This is a genomic window from Parendozoicomonas sp. 2304DJ65-17 (assembly GCF_058148445.1).
Genome location: NZ_JBYVJV010000009.1, coordinates 75,856 through 98,409, shown reverse-complemented (window position 1 = coordinate 98,409; position 22,554 = coordinate 75,856). Strand labels below are relative to the sequence as shown.

The window sequence follows — 22,554 nt, the reverse complement described above, 5'->3', positions numbered from 1 at the left end:
TCTTATATATTGTTATGAGCCGTTATTGCATATTCCATAATCATAAATATAGAAGGAATGTTGTTGAGGTTGTCTTAAGGGTTCTCAATAAATAATTAACTGAATTCAATGCTTGGGAGAACTTGAACCCTATGAACACGTTTCTAATAAATCGAATGCTAAAAGCATTTATGATTATGGCTGTGTTTGTTTTGAGCTTGAGCCAATACGCAGTTTCTGATCCCAGTGATATCGACAGAATCATGTATTTTGATGCCGATATTCGTGATGCTGAATATTGTGATCCGAGTATTAAAGACGGCAAATTCGATTATGGTTCTCTGGTCACGAACCCTGCCATGACTTGCCCGGATGCGTTTTCCTGGAACCTGTTCGCGCAAGTGATTGAAGACAAGTTCTGGGTTGATTGGGCAAACGAAAGGCAAAACTGGCCCAAAGATCCATGGCCACTGTGCAGTAATACTTCTTCGGAAGATTGCTGTCAGCCAGGAAGTGCTACAAATGACAAAGATCATTGCCCGGTCTATCCGGCTGCAACGTACACAGGTGTTATCAACAATGTTTTGAAAAACAGTCAGAATACACAGTCTCTGCAAATGTTTTTCAAGAATAATCGTGAGCTGGTAAAAGTTGGTACTGCTCGTCGTAAGGGGCAAAGAACAGCCCTGAACTATTCCGATGCAGAAAATCTTTCGGCGTGCACATCTGCACAGGTTAAAAGTGTATTGCCAGATAATCCGCAAAGTATTGGGCGGATACTACGGCAGAGCAACTCTGAGATAACTATCCGTAACAGCACATTCCATAAATATCTGTTCAACAATAATCTTTACAATGCCAATGGCGTACTGGATGTCTATCGCCTGAACAACAGCAACCAGCAGGCGAATGCTCCTTATCATTTGGCCAACACATCTGGTTCAGTCAGCGGTACAGGTAAGTTGTCTACTATCGATCTACCGCCTGATGCCATTATGATCAAGAGTAACTGGGTCAGCGATACCCTGGTTAAGGCTATGAAGTCCAAGTATCCGGATGAAATTGTCGGCTTCGGACCAGCCGACTCCTACATTCAGATGCCGCTGATCACTATTCTTGAAGTAGACGAAGGGAGTAGCAAGTGCACTCTCTCTGACACACATTACCTGATGGCGTTTCACATCTCTTCAAAGGATATTCCCCAGTGGGTATGGACAACCTTTGAACATAAAGATAATCCGGGCCGTTGTGATTTCACCGGGTGTAACGACAGTTTTGGCCACAGTGTTGAGGTTGATGGAAAGAAGAGCAACTATATCACTCCACTGCAACAGAACGATGGTTTAGCCTCTTCCAGCATCGTATACAAGCGGGACAGACAATACCCGGATGGCCAGCAAAGTGAAGCGCTGACAAGTTTGTTTAATCTGTATGGCATTGCCACAGCAACGTCCCAATCCAGCGGCCTGCTGCCTGCAAAAGGTGATCAGGCATGGGCGAACTATCGCTTGAAAGGATCACAGGTAGATTTCACTGATCACCAGGGGCGCGCCACACATTTAGGTAATTCTATTACCGAAGCTGGATTTATGAGCCGTTCCAGTTGTGTAGGTTGCCATGCCCGGGCAGGAGTTGCCTTACAGCTAAGCCTTGTGGATAAAGCCAAACTGTCTTATGACATTACCCAGAGCCTCAGTGCCAGCGTGACCCTGCACAAAGAGAATGCCAACTTCCTGAAACTGGGTGTATTTGAACCTGTTCTCAGTGAATTTGGCTATGAACAGTCTCAGGAAGGAGTACCGAATCACAGCTGGTTTTATGGTGATGACCCGAACTTCTCACTGCAGGTTCTGCAAACAGACTTTATTTGGGGTTTCCTGAATGCTAACCCTCTCTCAGAAGTGAGTGTACAGCTGGAAACAAAATAAACTTAACGGCTCTGCAATACGTTGCAGGGCCGTTATTAATCCTTTTGTACAAGAGAAAAGACAGACTCTTTCGGCAGATTCTTCTGCTTCACACACCTGCCGCCAAACAGACGAACGGCAAAGTAATAAACCCAGCGCAGTTTAAAATCACCCAGCATTTCCATAAACAGACGATCAATATCTTTTTTGGGAACCGGAACCGTGTCGAGATACTGGTATAAAGCGTCATGCACCATGGATGCATAAAAGCAGAAAGGCTTCCCGGTACGGTAATCAATATGGCCATCGGGTGTGCCGATAATAAACAGGTTCAGAAAACTCCACTTTGGTGTGCAGCCATCCCAGGCGTAGCCGGTTTTGTTGGCTTTCACTGTAATCTGACCACTGGTAGAAATATTCAGCCACTTTGACTCAAATGAATCTTTTAATAACCAACCGGATTCACAGATGTAATCTTTCTTAATGGTGAATTTGTAAGGCACATTTCCGGTACGTTGTTTTTCCCGTGGTACTGGCCAGTTTTCCATAACTGTGGTTCCTGTTGTTTATTCGCCTATCAGGGTTTGATATAGCAATAATGCGAGGCGGCTTACTGCTGTTAACAACTGCCCCATATTTATCACTACCAGTATCTGTTACTGCTTGATACGGGCGCTGGTCAGTTTGCTGATGGAGAACAGCAAAGTCTGGTCTTTTTCAGACATAGTACCACTGACATAAGCGGTCGAGTTGTCTTTAGCAACTGCCCAGTCAGTAATATCTTCCAGGTAAGCGATCAGTGTTTCACGTTCCTGATCATTACACACCACATCAGAAAGGCGAACAGTCGCCATCTGCTGAGAGTCTGTAGTGCCCCACAGGTTATATTCAGATCAATAGTGCCATCGATATCACTGCAGGCACTGGTTGTATTTGCGGTTATATTTTAAAGCTAAACCAAAAGGCTTATCCTGCTCTCAGGAGGTATTTTCACAACCACAGGTTGCATCAGACATAATGTTTCGTCCTTGTTTGATTATTATTTTGGGAATGAGGATTACGCAGTGGTGGCAGAGCGGGCGGCTCTGTACTCTTTCTGGTTAAGAGTTTTGTTTGTTACTTTAGTGACTTTTATTGAAGTTTCCGGTTTTGCTATAAATAACAATTCAGCTAAAAGACATTTTTAATAATCTTTAGGTTTTGTTATGGGATTATGTCAACTGATATCTTGTTAAAATTCAATCTTAATTTTAGTACCTCTAAAGTTGGGAGCGAACATTTAATTATTAGCCTTTATACTTCTGGGTTATCACTGTATTCCACGCTAATTTCCCGTACTTGGTTTTGAGTGTTATTTACGGGGTATGCTTTCATAGAATAGGCATCTATCCTGTTTTTATAGGATGCGAGAATCCGTGTTGTAATTGGTAAACCATCAGCCGCAATGTGGTTTACTAGGCTAGTTAGTTCAAATGTACCGTGATTATTTCCCCACATGTTTAAGCCATCTGCTGTGGTAACAGCACTTGCAACTATTTGATTGTAATTATTTCCTTGGCCTATATTTAAATTAGGTGGCCAGTATGTCCTATTGTCCCAGTTGACTACCCTATCACGATCCCCAATCATCACCGTTCTCCCGCCACCTAGCACGTGATCTTGGGGCATTACCGTATAATAGTTTTGGGTATACGGTCGCGCGAAAAGCTGTACAACAACATCTCCAAAACCTTGTTTATTATTTCTTTTATTCTGGGTAACAGAATTAGAAACTGCTCTACTTATACTCTCTTTCGGCTTCTCAACTTGTGTATACATATATCTATCCTTGTTAAATTTTTTTGGATGTTACAGACTCCCTTAATCCCCCCACTTTTACTAGAGCGATACTACTGTTAGGGGGTTGGTTGATCCGCATGCCACGAAATCACTCCGTGAGGTCCCAGTCCTGTAGGAGCAGCAAGAGGCCCCCCACCATATACAGCATCTATTATTGCCCAGTTCATTAATACTGGAGTTGCAACTGGTCCCAATGCAGCATGTCCAGCTGGCACTATAGTTCTATTGGCTACAACTGCCATGCCTCCACCTAACCTCGTTCCAGCACTCATCCACGCGGGATCATTTGCGACACCTGCACCACCGTTTCGAGAAGGAATGGTATCTACTCTATGAGCCGACCACTTATTATCTCCTGCTCTCCAGTATTTCCAACTAGTAACAATATCCACATCTGGATTATTCTCACCATAAGGGTTTCCTCCTAAATTTTGTGGCCAAGCTGATACCCTATAATCGACATCGTACCCAGGGTCATTTGCGTCAAGGGCTCTTACAGCAGTATTTGCATTATGTAGTCGATACTTCACACCTCGTTCTACGAGTGACTCATGATAATGATTCGCTTCTTGAGTAATTGGGACTAAATTTGAATCAACTGCTAATCCTCCTGTATTGGCATTAAGTAAGTGACCTTGTCTCCAATTATCTGCTGCAAAAGGTCCTGCACCAAGTGCGGCCATGGCTGCGTTAAGGGCTCCAACTCCAGTATCAGACCCTTGCTTTGGGTCATTTCTATCTAGCTTTGCATGAACCGAATATCCAACTGGAGTATTATTAGCATATGCACCCATAGCGAGTGCACCATGTCCAAAATTCCTTTTTCTGTAATACGTTATATCGGTTGCAAATTGTAAAGTTTCTACATTCTTTCTTGCTCCTGTGCTTTGTTGCAATTTCGTTTGAACAAGAGATTTAGGGCGGTTATCCAAAAAAGAAAAACCATTCTGATTATTAATTTTCTTCTGAGATACCGAACTGAATAATGTTCTAATTCTATTGCCTTTTGACTTTTCTATTTGTAAATGCATGTCTAAAACCTTTTTTATTTCTCTTCATTGAATGTTATAGATTGTTCCCCGTTGCCTATTAAATCTATTTAAAAATTAATTTCATTAACACTATTTAATTATTATTTATGACTCTTTATCACCTTTTATAATAGATACAGAGCCTCAATTTCTATATGAAATAGGTAGTAAAAATAAAGAATGCCTGAAGGTTTTAGAAATAAAATAGTTCGGCTACCGTCTGAAGTTTATAAAGCAGTAGGTGACTTTATTAAATGAATAAAAATGAAGAAATAGAGGGTCTATTAACCTCTAAAACCAGAATGGTTTTAGTTGATACTATATAGAAATTCATAATTTTTCAGAATTGCCATCAGTTAAAAAACAAACGATGACTTGCGTTAATTCCCTTTACACACAGAGCAGCGTGTAGCTTCTTGGCTATCAACATGCAAAACAGCGTGATAATGGTTGGACATGACCGCGTAAGCGAGGATCCCAATAGCAAAAATAGTAGACAGCTCACGCAAGCGATCAACAACCCACGGCTTACGGTGTTCGTAGTTAGCTCCGGTAAGATGATCTTCCCCACAAAGGTAAGCGCGGCGAACACAGCGAGCCATGCAGTGGTAATAGGGTGTAGTTGCTACATCAATTAAAGAACCACGGGCACGAGTCATAGTGTTATTTACTACTTCATGAACAAGGTAGATGAAATGTAGGAGAGATTCAGGTTAGGTCAAATTTTATGGGTGTCCTTTATTCTTATTACTTTATTATTACCTTGTACTACTGACATAATGTTTTTCCTCAGAATCAAAGGAATCTATACGCCTAAAACCATATAAATCAGATGACATAATTTTTCTTTATATTTTTACCAATGTTAACTCATGTGATCTGTTATTCTAACCGCATCCTCAGAATCAAAGGAATCTATACGCCTAAAACCATGTAAATCAGATGACATAATTTTTTCTTTACTATCGCTTCTTTTAAATCCAACTGACCCTTTTCGAAAGTCTAGCTGTCGTCTCGTTTCATCGGAAAAAGCCAGTTTACCGCTTGTTAATTCATAGCTTTCTGGGTCAAAATGAGATTGAATGGTGCTATTTATAAGTGTATTGGCAAGGCGCAAATTCCAGGGGCAACTGTTTAATTCCTTTCCCAATGCAATAACATCGCTAGCTGAAAAATTTGACCAATTATTTTTAATTTTATCTCTTGCGTGGACCATATCCTTTTTCCAAACATCATTTTCACTATAAAGGCTATTTGAAAAGCCTTCGAAATAATTATAATCTGTAATTCCATTTATCCAAATCTGAATATGATCTCTAATTGTCTCCCAAGAAGTGATATGGCATCTTGCTAGCGCTTCGTCAGTCAAATTCACATTAGAGCTTGATAAACTCTCACCAGTCTGGGCATTATATTGATCAACCAGAGTACTAGTTAATGATTGAATTGAAATAAACGATGGCCTTCCTGTTAAGGTCCATACCGAACCAGTTTTATCTGCTCCCATCGCAAGTTGAATTATCGATTCTGCGGAATATCTGGCACTTTTCTCCGTTGTCTCTTGAGGAGTATTTGAGCAGAACACACTTAAACTTTGTCTTTGAATTAACCTCTCCTGAGTATTTCTCATCTGCATGACGTGTATTTTATTCATAGATATTTCTTGCAACTTTCTTTGTACAACAAGCTCAGGTCGATTATCCACAAACCAAAAACCTTGCTTCATCTGCCCTTTCTTCTGTGCAACAGAATTAGCAACGGTTCTACTTTTGTTTTCTTTGGATTTATTTTCTTGTGCATACATATCTCAAACCTTTATAATTTTTCTTTAGTGGTTGTTATAGGCTTTCTTTATTTTCTCTAACACCTGTTTAAAAAAGTGAACTTTATTACCACTATCTTTTATGACTCTTTAACACCTTCTAGAAGAGATAAAGAGCCATCCTTTCTAAATATCCACAACATCGCAAAGGTGAACCAATAACCCAAATCCCTTGGTTGTGATATGCGTGTAAATCTTCGTTGTCTTTGAACTTGAATGACCAAGTAATGCCTGGATATAACGAAGGTCAGTTCCACTTTCCAAAAAGTGTGTGGAAAAGGAATGGCGAAACGTATGCAGAGAAACCTGTGTTTTTATTTCTGAATTATAAAGAGCGCATTGGAATATTTTTCGGAAACGTGTTGTTGAACATTTACCACCACAAACCCCTTCAAGGAGATAGCTTTTGGAAAATATTTTCTATATCGGAGTAAGTAAAATGCGTAGCACACACGAATTAGCCCAAACTTTATAGGCACCCTTTATATCATTCGGAACCTTCTCTTCCTAAAATACCAACCACAATCCACCAAAAGACAACTCAAATAATGCAGTCCGTGTATCGCCTCAGTATTTCCTGCCCCGACCAGGTTGGCATTGTTGCCAAAGTCAGTGAGTTTATAGCCCGCCACCACGGCTGGATCTGTGAGGCCAACCATCACTCAGATACAGAATCCGGGTGGTTTTTTATGCGTCATGAGATCGTCGCAGACTCACTCTCCATTAGTCTTGAGCAACTGCGCCAGGAGTTTGCACCCATAGCCGAGCAATTCAGCATGGAGTGGAAGCTCACTGCCAGTGCAGAAAAACCCAATGTGGTTTTGATGGTGAGCAAAGAAGCCCACTGCCTGAATGAGATTTTGTTTCGTTATAAAAGTGGCGAGTATAACTGCAATATTGTTGCAACCATTTCCAACCACGATGACCTGCGCAGTATGAGTGAGTGGATGGATATCCCTTATCACCATGTGCCCGTGAACAAAGCCGACAAGTCTCCCCACTTTGCTGAGGTGGAAAGGCTGATAGAACACTACAACGCTGATGTGATTGTACTTGCGCGCTATATGCAGATTCTTCCAGAACCTGTGTGTGAAAAGTACTCAGGCCAGATTATTAATATCCACCATAGCTTCCTGCCATCTTTTGCTGGAGCACGCCCTTACCATCAGGCTGCTGAACGTGGTGTTAAGCTGATTGGCGCAACATGCCACTATGTCACCGCTGATCTGGATGCCGGGCCAATCATTGAACAGGATGTGTTGCGTATAGACCACGGCGACACCCCAGAAGATATGCAGCGTATGGGCCGAGATGTAGAGAAGATGGTTCTCTCCCGCGGCCTGGGCTTCCACCTTGAAGACCGAGTTCTACTGCACGGAAATAAAACCGTGGTGTTTGCTTAACCGGTTACGCACTTCAAAACTCTTCCTTTTCATAAGGAAGAGTTTTACCCCATTGCCTTGGCCTTAGCTCCCATAACATCCGCCTCTCTTTCCAGGGCTGAATTATCATTCACCGCCTGGCCTGCAACAGATGTCGTAGGTTTCACCCGCCCCTGAGCCTGCTGAACCACATGCCAGGCTTCATGAGCCACATGTTTCTCCTGCCCGGAAGCCACATGAATATCCGAACCCTGGGTATAAGCATGGGCATTTAACTGAGCCGGCTTTGGCGAGTTATAGTGCACTTTCACATGATCCATACTCATGCCAGAAAGAGATTCAACACCGCTTTTTACATTATCTGGCAGCCCGGTTTTATTCTGAATCACCGGCTTCTTTTGAATAAGAGGGGCTGGCTTTTTCTTTTGGCTCTTTGTTTCGAGCTGCTGTTCTTCCATGTACATAGATCAGTCCTCAATAACGGAGTTATAAGAAACAGTTAAATACACCCATTCGCGGAATTTGGGGCCAAATTCCTGCTCATGTTTAGTAAACACCTGTTGGCAGAACTCGGTATTCAAAACAAACACCACATTAGGCAACCAGAGCTGCCATAGCTTGCGAGAAATCAACCGTTCAGAGTGCAGATAGAACTCTTCCCACACCAGATTCAGGTACTGCAGCATTTTATGTTCAGCATGATTCTGCAACGCTGCAGGAATTGGCTCATCACGCATTGCCATACTCCACCACTGGGTATCTTCCGGGGTGATAATGGCGTTGAATTTTTCGGTATACACCTGAAAGATTTCCAACCGCTTACTGCTTACGTAATTCCAGTAAGTCATCCAGATACCCACCAAACCGGCGGCCATACCAACAATATTGAATAGAGACTCCATCCCACACACTCACAAAAAATAAGAAGATGATTCAGACGTTAAACGCGATAGTTGAAAGACAGTGTTCGGTTTGTTCTTTCAAAGGCCAGGATGGCCTGCGAGCGACCCAGACCATGGATGGTCTGATGGAGCGGAAAGAACGAACCGAATACTGGCGAAATGCACACACAGAAAAACAACAACTCAAATAAGAATCATCTTCTTATTAATCTCAATCGCCATGGCATCCTGCTGCAGCTCCTGCTTAATCCCCTTCACATAAGCAATCACATCATCCACGTGGCGGTTCAGACTCTCCTCCGTGGTATAGCTCACCACCAGATTCACCACCTCATTCACCAGATCCCCTTTGCTGCTGTTCCACACACCATTAGCCTCACTGCAGGTGGCACCACCAAACTTTTCACCAAAAAACGCCATAGTGCGCTCCACATACTCCGAGGTGTCCATCACCTCATCAATATTCATGGTGGTAGGAATAAACACAGAAATCTGGTGAACCCGCTCAACCCGATCAATTAACTCCTCAATCACCGTCTCCATGGCTTTGGGCACACGGTAAGCATCGGCACTGAGTTCAGTAACCGGTTGAATAGAAGGCAATACAAAATCCGCTTCCGGATGAGATCCAGGAGCCGGAGCCGCAAGGGGGTTATAAACAGTGTACAGAGCGGTTTTATCCTGACGAATGCCAGCCTTTACCTGTTGCTCAACCAGGGAATAAACATCCATAGTCGTGCTGCTGTCTTGTGCAAATTCTGCATTGGGTTGTGAAGGCACCATCATAAGCACCAGCTTGGCGTAACGTAAAAACACCTCCAGCTCTGGCGTCAGGCTCTCCTGCACAGTGAGATGAATCACTACATTGCTGTAGTTCTCCAGTAGCTTGTTCATTAATAAAGAAGAATGAGCATCCCGGGGCATATCACCAAAATCATAACGTCCCTGAATATCGTAACCATTAGGGTGTTGATGCAGGTGGTGGCTTTTATGGTTAGGTTCAACAAGGCTCAGCCGCTGGAAAGAAGCCGAGAGGTCAGGATACTCCACGTATACGGTGGATTTGCTGTCACCATGGTCAGCACTTCCCTGAGCAAAACAACTGGCCAGCGCATTAGCAAAACTGCTGTTTGCCACACTGGTGTGGCTGTTGGAGTCTGGCTGCATGCTGATAATCACCACAGTCTTGGGCATATAGCGTTCCAGCTCGGTGTTTTTCTCCAGTAGTATCTCGTTCTTTTCCCGAATCTCTTCCACCATCTGCCGGTTTTCGGCAAACAGCTGGCTGATACGGCCAAACCAGGGCAGCCACTGCCCGGGAACAACAGGCAAAACTTTCCTGTTGGCGTCCGCCTGTTCCAGAGCCTGACTCTCGTGGGCTATATGTTGCACCAGCTGTTCAGAAGGATGGATAAACTCTTTAAACGTGACTTTGTTGGAGAGATAAACCATAACTGCCAGAGCCAGAATCAAAAGCACGAAATCTATATTCATACGGCTCCAGTACTGGGCATAGAGGTCACTGGTTTTGTAGATGTACAGCACTTTCCAGGGGGCATTGGTCATCGGGTACCAGATGTAGCTGTAACCATTGCGCTGCTCAATGGTCATGGCCGGAGCATCAAACAAAGCTGTCTGATTATTCTGCAACGCTGCTGGCAGAAGTTCTTCAAACTTCCAGAGTTCGTAAGCGCCGTCGTTATTGCTGTCCAGATTGGGATGGGCAATCAGCTGATCCTGGGAGTTAATAATCATCATCTGCCCAAGGGCAATGGTTTGTTCGGAGGATACAAACTGCACCAGCTGGTTCACGGTAATATCAATCGCCACGGTGCCAAGAAAGGTGTGACCTCGATACACGGGCTTGGCAGAGGTAACCATTAATCCCTGGCCGGCTTCATCTATATAAGCCGGTGTCCAGAACGCTTCCCGAAACGGGTTGGCATCAGGCAGGCCCCACAGGTAAAACTCGTGGGTCAGCAGTTCATCTACATAGTGAAAATCAGCCGACGGAACCCAGGGGTAAATATTGATAAATGCCCGCTGCGAGGTGTAATAAATCCATGAGGAGTCGGGAATATTTTCTTTGGCAGCTTGAAATAAAGGATTAAGAGACAGGGCCATGCCCATCTCCTGTTGCTGATTCAAGCTCAGCTTCTGCAAAGTTCCGCGGCCGGTAAGGTTAGCCAGCTGTTCTTGGTTATATCCGGCTGGCAGTTCATCCAAATGATAAATAGAGTCGCCGTTCTGAAGGGCCGAAAATACCTGATCTGTAGACGTTTGCTGATCAGACAGAAAGTAACTCTGGGCCTGTTTCTGAAACAGATTCAGATGCTCACCAACGCTGACCACCAGGTTATCCAGTGCCAGTGCCTGGTTACGGAACTCTTCAGTAATACGAATCTGTTCGTTGCGAATTTTTTCCCGGCTTTGCAGGTAGAGCAGGGCTGCGGCTATTAACACCAGCACCAGTGCGGTCAGCAGCATAATACGGTTATAGCGGGCAGAGAATTGTTGCCGGTTAAAAGTAATATCCATGGAATTCTTATTATTTTCTAAAAACGTTTTTATTAACCGTTGCAACGAAAAACACTGATCACATACTGCTCGCAGTAAAGATCTTCTCGAAGGACTGGTTGGCTGTGTTTGATTTTGGGGATAGGGCGGCTCTTCTCAGTAATCACCATGGTAATAACCATAGGCCTGTAGTTCTGGTTAACCCGCTTCCTGAGTTTGAATAAACCGGCTGATATCTGGTCCTGCACATGATACTGACGGCTGAATTCGGTGACTGTGTTGGCGCTGTCTGGAGCGGAAGCCGTGAGAGTCAGCCCCTGAAACTCAATCAGTATTGGTGAATTTCCCCAGTAGCTGTAACCAGGAGTGACCCGAATGCTGCTGACGCAATGTGGGTCATGGTAATCATGGGTATTACGCTCAACCTTTGGGTTTCCGGGCAGGCTCATTAGTTCGTGAACCAGCTCGTTGCGAGCCCAGTCAGCCCAGTTGCGTCTGAGCTGACAAATGGTGGTGATGTGGCGCTTGTTTCTCTCTGTCCACCCCATAATCCATCCATGAACCGTATCCCTGGAGAGAGGCATTATGATTACCTTTGTGGTGCCAGAAGGTCGCAGGTATTGCGTTGCAGGTTTAACTGAAAATAAAACTTCACCACTTTGCCAAAGGTCTTCTGTACAACGAATCGGTTGCGTACCGAAGTGGTTGCCAGATGGGCTCGGGCAAAAAACTCTTCAAGATCAGACAGTGTATAAATAGTGGTATTCGTGTGTTTGGCCTGATCCTGCATGTATTGCAGAAAGCGACTGTTGTCGTCTCGCCACATCGCCGGCAGCATGGTGTTCTGCCATTCATTGAAAGAAATTGAGGTGAATGGCTTGTCAGGCGCTTCGCGGTCCAGCAGTTTAAAAGACTGAAAACACTGGCGTGCCGTGAGTTGTGCAGCAGACGCTGAGTAAGAGAAACCCAGTAATACCAGAGCCAGTAAAGCGGCGGTGTAGCTTTTCATCAGTCTGCGCACGGGCAGGCTTTTTAAAATAGGAATGTGTTGAAAAAACATTATGTCAGAGCTCCATCGCTGATTGGCTGGCCACGCTGGCTTTAAGTTCGGTAAATTTCTCAACGGCACGATTGGTGACTTCCATACTGGAAGCACTCATGGAGATGCTGGCACCACAGCCGGGGGTAACGCAGGTAAAGCTGTTTCCGGACAGCAACAGACCGGTATTCACAGTGATTTTGCCGTTGCAGCAGGGGCAGGGCACTTCCGTCACAATACTCATTCAATGAGTCCTGTTTTTATTCTTGTTGTTTTCAAACACCCTGCTCCCTATGGGAACAGAGTGGTGAGCAATCGTTTAAACGATTCTCTGTTTAAAAGACTGCGGGCTTTTATTCGCCGCCAGACTGACTTCCACCCTGGGTGCTGTCCTGGGCTTTCAGCTGAATGGGGGCGATGGACTCGGTAAAAGCCTGGATAATGGTGTTCACACCTTCAGGCAGTGGCAGCTGACCGGCATGAACATCGATTTCATAACGGGCAGAGTTGGACTTCTCGTAGTGAGACTTCTCGGAAGAAGAGCTCTTGCTCTTGGCAGACACAGAGCCGGACACTTCGGCAGAGAAACAGCCGTAGCCAACCTTGGCGCTGAATGAACCTTCCGCAGCGCTTTCACTTTCGTTGGACGTCTGCTTGTCGTTAGAGAAGGAGCTTTTCACTTCCATCTCAAAGTTAACTTTCACATCGTCAACCGCCAGGGAATTCAGCGGAATCAGAGTGAGCAGTGGCAGGTTAAATGCTGTTGTTGCAGCCGGGCCCTGTGAACCATCTGGGTTAATCACCGGGCGGCTCAGGGTCATGTTAATCATGATTGGCTCATAATTTTCATCACCGGAGTCGCTGGTGGAATGATTAAAACAGGTGTCGAGCATAAACTGCGTTTGCACCATGGCCATCTTGCTGTTGGCTTCGGCAGCGGCTACCAGAGGGGATCCGATCAGGGATTTGATGGGCAAACCGCTGAATTGTTGGGCCATGGAAAGCAGAGCTGGTCCGGGAGTACTCATGTTTGAACTCTCTTAATTCTTTAATGTTTTGTTGTTGTCGTTTTTATTTTTCATGCACAGGAAAGCCCTGCTGAGAGAGATGCCTTTCAGCAGCAACAGGTGCTCGTTGTCAGGGGTTAACCTGGTATTTGTGCCCGCAGGGCGCGCTCGTAGCCTTCAATAACTTTTTTCAGGCCTTCCGTGCTCTCACCACCTTCAATCACAATTTCAATATGGGTGTTGGCGGCACGACGTTTTTTCAGCAGGCCATCGCATTGGGATCCGGGAAAGGCAACCAGCAGTTCATCGTCTTCATTACTGGTTACTTCCAGATCACAGACAAACTTCACTTCCTTTAACTTGGGCGTAGCAATGGGAGCCAGAGTTATCAGTGGCACATTCACGATTGCTGACTCAATGCCATTGGCTGTCTGGTGTGGAAAAGCCATGGCCACCATCTTTGGACGATGGGTGGCCATCTGTTCAGGCGGCAGGGTGTCCTGCTCATCGGGTAATGGTGGATTCTGAATTGCTTCCAGCAGACTGTGAGCTTTGTCGGTATCTCCGTCCTGCAGTGCTGTACGTGCCTGACCCGCAAGATCAGCCTGCTCGGGAGGTGGTGCAGGCGGCGGATTAGGAACGGGTTCGAAGTACGTTTCAATATGTTTGAGCGCCTCATCCTCAACAACCTGAACCGCGTGGTTCATACTGTTGTGAATGGCCTGCATTAACGCTTTAAAATGAATCATCTGCTGCTCTTATTACTGGTTTGATTCAGGTTTTAACGGGAAAGCCACTTGTTTTTATCTCTGCTGGACTGGGTAGTGCCAAAGAAAAACTGCATGGCTCCAATCCAGGCTGTTGAGAGTGCGCCCAGCATCACCTGCATAACGGCTTCATTACTGGGAGCCATTTCTCCCATCGCCATAAAGGCAATAACGCCAAAAAAACCGATAGTAAGAACTATGGCCAGAATGCCGGGCATGGCATCTCTGGTTGCCCGCTGTCGGGCTCTGGCGTCGGCTTTGTCGGCATAAAGAAGGCGGTGCTCGCGTATACCCAGTTCTTTCAGTTGCACACGCACGTCCTTCTCCAGAAGTTTCAGTTTGTTCAGGTCTTCCACCCGCGCAGAACTGAGAGCGGTGGCAACATCATCTTTACTCGCTTGAGGGTCGTTGAGCAGGTTTTCTGCCAGAAGGTTTACGGCAACACCTGCGAGTGGGCCTCCCAGCATGCCGGCAACTGTAGGAGCAACACTGGCAACGACTTCTTTCCAATTGGCTTTTGCTTGTTCCATATCTGCATCCTTGCTTTTTTCAAGCGTTAGGCTGGTACGACAACGTCCCTGTCATCGAGCCAACTCTGGTGAACACCCGGATTTATGTATCAGAACCTGTGGCAGAAAAAGGAAGATGACTGAATCAACCGTCACCTGACGTTTTCGGTGTCAGTTGGTGAGAGAGGTGAGCCAGAGCATCATTCTCTGCATCGCATAACATCTGGTAGAGTTTTTCGTAACGGCTGTACCAGCGCCTTTCCCAGTTGCGTTTGTCGAATCCCGCCAGTAAATAGCGAGACCTCATGCTCATTGGCTTGCGACCATAACCACTGCACGCTTTGCACTCCTTTCCGGTAGTGCTGTAACCACGACCAGCGCAGCTCTTGCAGAGCATGGTGTCCAGGGATTCGTAGCAAGCCAGTTGTGCCAACGAAGCCAGTGTTTCCCCTCGAGAACCCCACTGGTGTGTTTTCGCCAGTTGAGCGGCTTCCTGTTTAACCAGGGAAAACAGTTTCTCAACGGATGATCCATCCCGGCAGTACTTGGCTCTGGCCAGGTAGTACGCCATTTTGTCCAGGTTTCCCATGCTCAATGCCGAAGCTACGTCTTCCCAGCACAGCCCGGATCGGCGGTTACCGGAACTTCCGGGTGTAAAAGACCATGACTGACTCCGGGCATTGAGCAGCAGCATGAAATTTGATGGGTTCATGGTTTATGACTACGTGATCTGGGTGGGAGTCTGGCGCTGCTGGCGCATACGGTATCTGGCGTAAGGCTTGTAAATGCCTTCCCAGCTGATTTCACCATCTGTTTGCTCGATGATGCGCATGGACTGAACAGGGCCGGGTGCTCTTTCCATCCGCCGCCAGGCTGCGATGGTACGTCGGGTTACTCCAAACAGATCCGCGGCAACTTCGTCCGTGTTTTTCTGTATATATACTGCCAACTCCATATGTCCTCCGTTTAGCTCTTACCGCAGGTACAACCCCGGCAAGGACAACACGTTACAGAATACAGAGGGGCCAACTTTCTCCCTCTCTTTGGTTGTATCCCGGCGGTTTTGTTAAATCAATTGCCCTGCTGAGGGGAGAGGCGCATAAACACACTAAGTGTGTTTTCTATGCATTTACCTGCTGTTTTTTGCTGTTTCTGTGCATTTTTAAGCAATTGACACGGTGTCAATTTTCATGGGATCAAACGTCTTCCGTCGTGAGACAAATGCATCATTAACAAACTTGTAAGGGGGGAAAGTTGACGAAAGCTGACATTATTTTTTTAGAGATACTTTATGTGATTTAGAGAACCGAAAAGTTGATCTCCTGAGTGATGAACTGGCCATGGCTGTTTCTCACCACCTGACAGGAATCAGATTTAATACCAAGACTGGTGTTTTTATTAATCAGGCGCACCATATATTGGTCCTCTTCCAGAGAGTTGAATGCATAGAGGCCAATTGGGTTCAATGACCTCTCCTCAATATCGAGAGTGCTGGTGCGAACGGCCTGAACGACAAAGTTCCGGTAATCCAAACCACTGAGAGTGACCTGCCCAGAAATCGCCTTTGGTTCAGCTGTTGGTGGGGTTTCATCATTTTTGAGTTTATCGTAATCACGAATACGACGATTGATATCAAGAATGATGGGCGTATCTTCAGGCTCATGTACAGGAACCGGAACGGTAATCTGAAGGTTCAGAGCCGGGCGTGGAGCAGAACCCAGTGCGTTCCAGAACTCTCCCTGGCTGCGGCGATCATCCCCTCCCAGCATCTGCAGCATGCTGGCACCATACATATAGTTTTCAGCTTCCAACAGCTCTTCAGGCATAACCTCATGACGGCCGAGGCTTTGAACCAGTCGTGACAACAGATACTGTTCTGTGAGTGAGCGATCCTCCTGGCTGCGACTCCAGACTGACACCATATAAAACAGGTCTATATACCTTGGTCGTCGTACAATTGTTGCCCGGCCAGCATCGCGGTCCTGACTGCGCATAGTGAAGGGTTCGCTTTGTCTACGCTCTGTGTTTTCAGAGAAACTGGTGAGGTAAACATTAACAACCGGGAACTCTGGCAGGCTGCTGATGAAATCTGTATCAGGCACATCGAAGCGAATTTCTATCTGGTCACCACCGTTTTCTTCGTTGAGTGCATCCCTGCGAATCAGGGCTTTCAGCGCTCTGGAAACGGCTTCAAATGGAGCAACATAAACCTCACTCTGACTCATACTTCGCTCCTCTGGTTGTTGGATTCCTGTACGGACTGTCGCAGATCATGCCAGCCTGCCAGCCGTGTTGAGATCAGGAAACTGTTGTCGTTTTTCTGGGATTCCCTGTATATCGCCCGGGCAAGAAGCTCCCGGGTTATTTGGCCGGTATTCCTGCCCAATGCCTGGGATGTACTGTGTTGAACAATATTGCGGATCTGGGCACCTGAAAGTTCCAGCTCATTGGCCAGCCATTCTGGATCAAGGTCATCATCTGTTTCGACTTTATCCAGCCAGTGCTGCCAGAGTTGCAACCGGTCTCCGGCATCCGGTTGAGTGAATTCCAGGCTGAAATGCATGCGTCGCATAAAGGCAGGGTCAAGGTTGCCTTTGAAGTTTGTCGCCAGTACCAAAAGTCCGTTATAACGCTCCATTCTCTGAAGCAGATAGCTGACACCGAGGTTGGCGTTTTTATCATGACTGCTTTCCACCTGGCTTCGCCGTGAGAAAACCGCATCGGCTTCATCAAAAAACAACAGACCGTTATGACGCTCGGCATCATCAAACAAAGCGGCAAGGTGCTTTTCTGTTTCACCAATCCATTTACTGGATATAGAAGCCAGATTGGCTTTGTAGAGAGGGAGTTTCAGTTCGTCGGCCAGTGCTTCAGCGGCCATGGTTTTTCCGGTGCCGGGCTTACCCCAGAACAGCACATGCAAGCCCAGTGTGCTGCTGAGTTTTTGATCGTGAAGCTGTTGTCTTTGCCGGTAGCGCTGAAGGATTTCATTGATATGAATTCTGGCATCAGCATTGACGATCACATCATCCAGTGAATACACAGGTTGTACTCGGGTAGCGAGTCCCGACAGAGAGATTGGTGTTTTCTCAAGACATTCCTGCAATACCAGTTCTGTAGTTAATTCATTGCCTGCGCTCAGTGTCTTCTGCAGAGCTAACATGATCTGCACAATAGCCCCGGGCATGAGCTGATAACTCCGGGCAACGGTCTGCCAGAAATCGCTGGGGCAATGTTTTGCAGGTTCGAGATAATGTTCTGCCAAAGCTGCCCAGATTGCAGAACTGGTCGTGATATCTGGCCTGTCAATCTCAAGGCTGACAGGATGTGAGGATGCCAGCCTGACTGGCCAGGGTTGCGTTTTTGATTCGATGAACCAGCAACGGTTACCGGGCAGGGCCAGCCACTCTGAAAGTCGTGTGGCCAGAGCGGGTTTGTTTTGCAGGGACTCTAAACCATCGGGCCAGACAAGCTCTCCATCGGCCAGAATCACCTGGCGTAGACAATCGCTTAAGGTTTGTAGATTTTCGCTGTGTTGCAGCAGGCGATCACCGTCCATTTCCAGCAGTGGCCTGTGGGCTGCGATGGAAAGCGCCAGTGTATGACGCCCGGAACCTTCTTCACCGGAAAGCTGAACCAGACGTGCAGTTAACAGGCGGGCATCATTGGTTATTGGGGGGCAGTCATGCTGACAGGGAGGGATTCGTGACAAGCAGCCGCCGGCACTGTCGGCGTCATGCATGATGCTGGCACTCATAAAGGTACGCAGCAGGTCTGGTGCCAGACTCACAGGTGATGTCAGAAGATAAGGTTCAGAGAGCCCTGCACCTTCGGGAAGAATCAAAAGGCGCCATTTAAGCAGAGGACTGTCTGATAACAGTTCACCAAGCCACTGTCGTTTTCTCTGTGGGAAGGCAGAGAGAATATTCAGCAATAACTCCAGACACGGAACCGGCTGTCCTGCGGGGTGGAGATCTGCATAAACTGCCTGATAGCGAGGGTCCAGCTGGGGGAGTGCGCAGAGATACAGTAAAGCCAGTTGCCACTGATTCAGGCCAAAGCGCTCCTGAAGTTTCTTTAACAGAGGACTTTTTCCTGTCTGGCTGAGAACACTGGCACGTAATGCTGACCACTCGTTTAATGCCTGTTCACGCTGGGCATCATCCCAGGATTCTTCAGTGTTTCCTGCAGAGTGTCGGGCAATATTCCAGGCACCATCAACAAGACTCGCCAGAGCGGAAATATCTTCCAGTAACAGATCGTCGTGATCATTGGCAGTATGATGGCTGGGTGTTTGTGAACTCATGGCTCTCCCCGCTGAATCAGGTCTGCCAGTTCGTAAGCTCGCCCCTGAACCTGTTCAGCCCAGCGTGAATCCAGCATTTCTTTAGCGGCCAGGTCAAAGTCTGCATCCTGTAAAGCTGCCAGCATTTTTCGAAACAGGGAGAAGCGTGGCATTCCCAGATTGAACACCATGTTGACCAGAGCATCCTGCCGGGTCTGGTTCAGGGTTTCGGCCCAGGGGTAACAACGAAAAAGTTCGGTACGGGCCTGGTGAATATCATTGGCCAGAAGCTGCAGGGCTTCCTGTTTTGTCAGGCCAACATCGTCGAGGTTACGGCCGATGCCAATAGTGAGTTTTCCGACACTGTCCTGATAAGGTTTCAGGCGCAGACCTTCGTGGCGGATCAGCATCTCGGAGAGAGATTCAGCCATGTTTCATTCCTTGAAGTTATTGTTTTGAGCAGAATAAAGGCGTTAAGAGTTCTGGAAGGCTCGCCAAAGGCCACTTGGGCCTGTATGCCATTCCACAGTGAGTAGCTGGTACATCCATGGCAGACGAACAACAGAGATTGGCCATGGCAAAGCTTGCAGGAGAACATCCTGGGGCTGGTATTCAACAGTCAACCGCCAGCCATTGGCTGTTTGATCAAGCAGCCCTTCACGATTAATAAATAGTTGCCGCAAGCCTGCGGATGGCATGTTTTTTAATGCCCGCCATTGTTGAGCGACAACTGTCATAAGTTCTTCGCAGGCCTGCTGTTGTGACTCAGTCAGCTCAGGTAAAGAACTGACCAGCGTTTCAGGAAGAAGACCGACCAACAGTGCGGCTACAGGACTTGGCTGTTCTTCTTCAAAGTCCTGACCCAGTATGGCAACCAAATGAGCCATAGCCTGTAGCTGGTGCTGTTCACTCAGCCATTGGCCATCACCGTTAAGAAGAGGAGAAAACAGCTTGCGCAGGTGTGGCCAGAACAACACCAGCCCGGTATCCGTTGTGAGGTAGTCATGCTCCAGCGGATGGAGAATGCGCGGTTGCAACGCTTCTTTCAGGTCTTTAAGAAGCTTCACGGTTTGTTCCTGAACTGCTCCAGGTAGCGATGTTACTTTCTTAACCTGGCCTGGCTCAAAAGGAGCCGGAGGTAATGGCACATGTCGAGCAAGGACTTTTATATCTTCCAGACTTTGTTCGCTAAGTACCGCCGAGGTCAGATATCTGAGTTGTACCAGTTCAGAGGATGTTCTCTGAATATCTTCTTCCAGCTGTTCTTCAGCATCCTGAATCTCATTCAGCAAAGTTCGGGTTGTTATGGTTTCAGGCTTGGCAAGCATATCTGTGAGAGCGCTTGCCAGTGAAGCTGGCCGGAGAGCATCTGAGAGGAGCCAATCTTTGCAGGCCGACTCCAGATCGCATTCCTGCTGAATATTTACTGCCAGACAAGCCTGGTTCAGTTTGTCCAAAGGTTCTCGAGAAAATGCACACCGCTCCAGTGTTAAACGGCACTGACTGAGTTGTTGGTCCAGCTCTGTGATTAACTGGCCGCTGGGCCAGCCTGGCAGGGGTTCACTTTCATTCTGCCAGAGCTCTGCTCTGTTATTGAACGACAACGGTTTTGTGAGGGGGTCAAGAGCCTGCAACCATTTATTCCAGCGCTTGCGGTAACTTTTCAGCCAGCTGGCCATATCGGTTTGTCGTTCTGCCGCTACTGAGCTGATAACGAATATATGTCGAACAGCTCTGGCCAGCTCAAGCCTGTTGGATGCCATTTCCAAAGCTTCCCGGCCTTCACGAAGAGGGGCAAGCCAGGCAACACTCAGTGATTGAACTGGTGCGCTGGCCCAGCTGTTTTGAAATTTTCGGCGCAAGTGCATGAAGTCCGGGTCATGCACTGCATCTGTTTTTTTCTCAGATGATGTCTGGTTGTTTTCTTGTTGAGCACTTTTTTCATAGCCCTGAAGTCGCTGGTACAGGGCCTCTAGCCAGCGGAACCGCTTTTTCGGGGATAGCTGTTTATATTGTTGTTGCCAGGAACAAAGGCTGCGGGCCAGTGAACATGGCAGCTGCGGGTCAGAAAGAAGCGCTTCGGTGAGCCACAGAATCCTGACAGGGGACACAGCTGTTGGGGAAGAGGCTTCCCTGGTCTCCGACGCATTTAAAACGTCACGACTTTGGGAAGTCTGCTCACTCTCATTATGGGTGAATGGCCGGATTGCATGAATATCAGCTGGCTCCTTCCGGCTCTTATTTTTATCTGGCACAACAACATCCTCTGTTGATTTTTGTGCTGGTTGAATGTTCGATGAACGTTCTAACGGTTTTTCTGGTGGGGTCTGCTTTGCAGGTGTCTTATCCTGCTTTGGAGTAATAATCTTTCCAGGTTGTTTTTTCTTAGTCGCTTTTTGTGGTTGCGCGTTCTTGTAAGCATCTTCCTGAGTCTTATGAACAGCATGAGAAGATTGTTCAGCTCCGGCTATTTCTTGTTTTGCTGTGCAGTCATCTGGACTGTCGCTTAAATCCTTCTCATGATTTTCAGCCATAGCCCGATCCAGCCAGTTATCTGGCAGGGTGGGTTTCGATTTAAACCGGGAAATGGAGTTCTGATCAGACAGCTCTTTACGCAGGTAGCGGTGCAGTGCCTGAAGTCGGCGCATACGCAACCGGGGTTCCAGTTGGGACTGACGAGCCAGCCATAACCCCAGTTGAGCTGAAAAAACAGGCGACAGAGTTTTTTTAACAATCAGTCGTGCAAGAGCCGCTTCCAGTGCCAGGCAGGAGACTTCTGCCGGCTTATCATTGTTCTCTATGGCTGTGAAAGGCTTGTCTAGTACCTTTAGTACATGTTGCTCATCGCTCAGTTGTATCTCTTTGGGACGAATACTTATTTCCTGCTGTAGTTGATACAGCACAGTTTTCAGTTCCGGCAGGATTTTCTCAGGAGCTTTTGTTGCATTGAGCCATAGTTGGAGATCGTCAACCAGGCTCACTAAAGCCTTGTGTATTGCAGGTGGTAAACCTGATTCTTTTGCTAGTTGCTGCAAACGTTCAAGACTTTCAGCCAGTGTTATCTTTCCTGAAGAAAAGCTCTTCGTGGTTTGAGTCAGGGAGAAGCTTTTCTTTGGTTCAGGAGAGTCTGGTTTCAGTATGTTTTGCAGAAGCTTTTGTAGCTCTGGCAACGCTTTGTTTTCTGAGGGGTGTGCTTTGTCCTGCTGATGACTAACTGCAGACTCATTATCACCAGAGGCTGATGCATCACCTGCTGAGAACTCAGATTTTTCCTGTTTAGCAACCTGGCCCAGCAGTTTAATTAACTGCTGGCGAATCTTCTCTTGAAACAGCTGGTCAAACCTGTGCCAGCTGGTTATATCCAGTGCTCCCAGATCCAGATTCAACGTGCCCAGATGGATATCCTGAGTGGTTTGCGGCAACAGCCTGTCGGGTATGGCCGCAATACTGTTACGCAGCGCCCGCTCTAAGCGTGGCACCATCTGTTGCTTATGCTCTTCATCAGTGAATAGCAGGTTGAGATTGGCTCGATGGATCTGAACGGGAGGAGTCTGGAGGGAGCTCATGG

At 46.8% G+C, this 22,554-nt stretch carries 24 protein-coding genes; 2 read left to right on the top strand and 22 right to left on the bottom strand.

Features of this window, described 5'->3' with window-relative positions:
• The first annotated feature begins 176 nt into the window (after positions 1–176).
• Positions 177–1,907, top strand: coding sequence for a hypothetical protein (locus ACY2RR_RS19380; RefSeq protein ID WP_490109829.1), 1,731 nt, complete (start codon positions 177–179; stop codon positions 1,905–1,907).
• A 35-nt stretch (positions 1,908–1,942) separates the two neighbouring features.
• Here ACY2RR_RS19380 and ACY2RR_RS19375 read toward each other — a convergent pair whose 3' ends face one another.
• The 7 genes from ACY2RR_RS19375 to ACY2RR_RS19345 form a co-directional block, all read right to left on the bottom strand.
• Complete coding sequence (locus tag ACY2RR_RS19375) at positions 1,943–2,434, bottom strand: hypothetical protein (RefSeq protein ID WP_490109828.1); 492 nt, start codon at positions 2,432–2,434, stop codon at positions 1,943–1,945.
• Between the two features lie 108 nt (positions 2,435–2,542).
• Entirely contained in the window at positions 2,543–2,740 is a 198-nt protein-coding gene (locus tag ACY2RR_RS19370) for a hypothetical protein (protein ID WP_490109827.1), read from the bottom strand.
• 439 nt (positions 2,741–3,179) lie between these two features.
• The gene (locus ACY2RR_RS19365) at positions 3,180–3,704 is read right to left on the bottom strand and encodes a hypothetical protein (protein ID WP_490109826.1); all 525 of its coding nucleotides are present in this window, start codon (positions 3,702–3,704) and stop codon (positions 3,180–3,182) included.
• A 77-nt stretch (positions 3,705–3,781) separates the two neighbouring features.
• The gene (locus tag ACY2RR_RS19360; protein ID WP_490109825.1) at positions 3,782–4,756 is read right to left on the bottom strand and encodes a hypothetical protein; all 975 of its coding nucleotides are present in this window, start codon (positions 4,754–4,756) and stop codon (positions 3,782–3,784) included.
• Between the two features lie 380 nt (positions 4,757–5,136).
• Positions 5,137–5,415, bottom strand: coding sequence for a transposase (locus ACY2RR_RS19355; RefSeq protein WP_490109824.1), 279 nt, complete (start codon positions 5,413–5,415; stop codon positions 5,137–5,139).
• Between the two features lie 206 nt (positions 5,416–5,621).
• Positions 5,622–6,560 (bottom strand): hypothetical protein, encoded by a 939-nt coding sequence (locus ACY2RR_RS19350; protein ID WP_490109823.1) that lies wholly within the window; start codon positions 6,558–6,560, stop codon positions 5,622–5,624.
• Positions 6,561–6,704: 144 nt separating this feature from the next.
• Positions 6,705–6,995 carry a tyrosine-type recombinase/integrase gene (locus ACY2RR_RS19345; RefSeq protein WP_490109948.1) on the bottom strand — a complete coding sequence of 97 codons (291 nt, stop codon included), beginning with the start codon at positions 6,993–6,995 and terminating at the stop codon, positions 6,705–6,707.
• Positions 6,996–7,126: 131 nt separating this feature from the next.
• Between ACY2RR_RS19345 and purU the strand changes: the two genes are divergently transcribed.
• Positions 7,127–7,981, top strand: coding sequence for a formyltetrahydrofolate deformylase (gene purU / locus ACY2RR_RS19340; RefSeq protein WP_490109822.1), 855 nt, complete (start codon positions 7,127–7,129; stop codon positions 7,979–7,981).
• A 44-nt stretch (positions 7,982–8,025) separates the two neighbouring features.
• Here purU and ACY2RR_RS19335 read toward each other — a convergent pair whose 3' ends face one another.
• The 15 genes from ACY2RR_RS19335 to ACY2RR_RS19265 all read right to left on the bottom strand — a co-directional run bounded on the left by ACY2RR_RS19335 (position 8,026) and on the right by ACY2RR_RS19265 (position 22,552).
• Positions 8,026–8,424 (bottom strand): eCIS core domain-containing protein, encoded by a 399-nt coding sequence (locus tag ACY2RR_RS19335; RefSeq protein WP_490109821.1) that lies wholly within the window; start codon positions 8,422–8,424, stop codon positions 8,026–8,028.
• Between the two features lie 3 nt (positions 8,425–8,427).
• Positions 8,428–8,862: a hypothetical protein gene (locus tag ACY2RR_RS19330; RefSeq protein WP_490109820.1), complete on the bottom strand. Its 435-nt coding sequence runs from the start codon at positions 8,860–8,862 to the stop codon at positions 8,428–8,430.
• Between the two features lie 183 nt (positions 8,863–9,045).
• A complete protein-coding gene (locus ACY2RR_RS19325) occupies positions 9,046–11,400 on the bottom strand; it encodes a PDC sensor domain-containing protein (RefSeq protein ID WP_490109819.1) in 2,355 nt (784 codons plus the stop codon).
• Between the two features lie 32 nt (positions 11,401–11,432).
• Positions 11,433–11,963: a hypothetical protein gene (locus ACY2RR_RS19320; protein ID WP_490109818.1), complete on the bottom strand. Its 531-nt coding sequence runs from the start codon at positions 11,961–11,963 to the stop codon at positions 11,433–11,435.
• A gap of 5 nt (positions 11,964–11,968) precedes the next feature.
• Positions 11,969–12,439, bottom strand: a complete 471-nt coding sequence (locus ACY2RR_RS19315; RefSeq protein WP_490109817.1) for a hypothetical protein — start codon at positions 12,437–12,439, stop codon at positions 11,969–11,971.
• Between the two features lie 4 nt (positions 12,440–12,443).
• Entirely contained in the window at positions 12,444–12,662 is a 219-nt protein-coding gene (locus ACY2RR_RS19310; RefSeq protein WP_490109816.1) for a hypothetical protein, read from the bottom strand.
• Positions 12,663–12,771: 109 nt separating this feature from the next.
• Positions 12,772–13,446 carry a DUF2589 domain-containing protein gene (locus ACY2RR_RS19305; RefSeq protein WP_490109815.1) on the bottom strand — a complete coding sequence of 225 codons (675 nt, stop codon included), beginning with the start codon at positions 13,444–13,446 and terminating at the stop codon, positions 12,772–12,774.
• 116 nt (positions 13,447–13,562) lie between these two features.
• Positions 13,563–14,174 carry a DUF2589 domain-containing protein gene (locus ACY2RR_RS19300; RefSeq protein ID WP_490109814.1) on the bottom strand — a complete coding sequence of 204 codons (612 nt, stop codon included), beginning with the start codon at positions 14,172–14,174 and terminating at the stop codon, positions 13,563–13,565.
• A 32-nt stretch (positions 14,175–14,206) separates the two neighbouring features.
• The gene (locus ACY2RR_RS19295; RefSeq protein WP_490109813.1) at positions 14,207–14,722 is read right to left on the bottom strand and encodes a hypothetical protein; all 516 of its coding nucleotides are present in this window, start codon (positions 14,720–14,722) and stop codon (positions 14,207–14,209) included.
• A 124-nt stretch (positions 14,723–14,846) separates the two neighbouring features.
• Positions 14,847–15,413: a hypothetical protein gene (locus ACY2RR_RS19290; RefSeq protein WP_490109812.1), complete on the bottom strand. Its 567-nt coding sequence runs from the start codon at positions 15,411–15,413 to the stop codon at positions 14,847–14,849.
• Positions 15,414–15,422: 9 nt separating this feature from the next.
• Positions 15,423–15,656, bottom strand: a complete 234-nt coding sequence (locus tag ACY2RR_RS19285; RefSeq protein ID WP_490109811.1) for a hypothetical protein — start codon at positions 15,654–15,656, stop codon at positions 15,423–15,425.
• 343 nt (positions 15,657–15,999) lie between these two features.
• Positions 16,000–16,926: a Pvc16 family protein gene (locus ACY2RR_RS19280; RefSeq protein ID WP_490109810.1), complete on the bottom strand. Its 927-nt coding sequence runs from the start codon at positions 16,924–16,926 to the stop codon at positions 16,000–16,002.
• Positions 16,923–19,007, bottom strand: coding sequence for an ATP-binding protein (locus ACY2RR_RS19275; RefSeq protein WP_490109809.1), 2,085 nt, complete (start codon positions 19,005–19,007; stop codon positions 16,923–16,925). The genes ACY2RR_RS19280 and ACY2RR_RS19275 overlap by 4 nt, the downstream gene beginning before the upstream one ends.
• Entirely contained in the window at positions 19,004–19,417 is a 414-nt protein-coding gene (locus ACY2RR_RS19270) for a glycoside hydrolase family protein (RefSeq protein ID WP_490109808.1), read from the bottom strand. The genes ACY2RR_RS19275 and ACY2RR_RS19270 overlap by 4 nt, the downstream gene beginning before the upstream one ends.
• A 42-nt stretch (positions 19,418–19,459) precedes the next feature.
• The gene (locus ACY2RR_RS19265; protein WP_490109807.1) at positions 19,460–22,552 is read right to left on the bottom strand and encodes a contractile injection system tape measure protein; all 3,093 of its coding nucleotides are present in this window, start codon (positions 22,550–22,552) and stop codon (positions 19,460–19,462) included.
• Positions 22,553–22,554 lie beyond the last annotated feature (2 nt).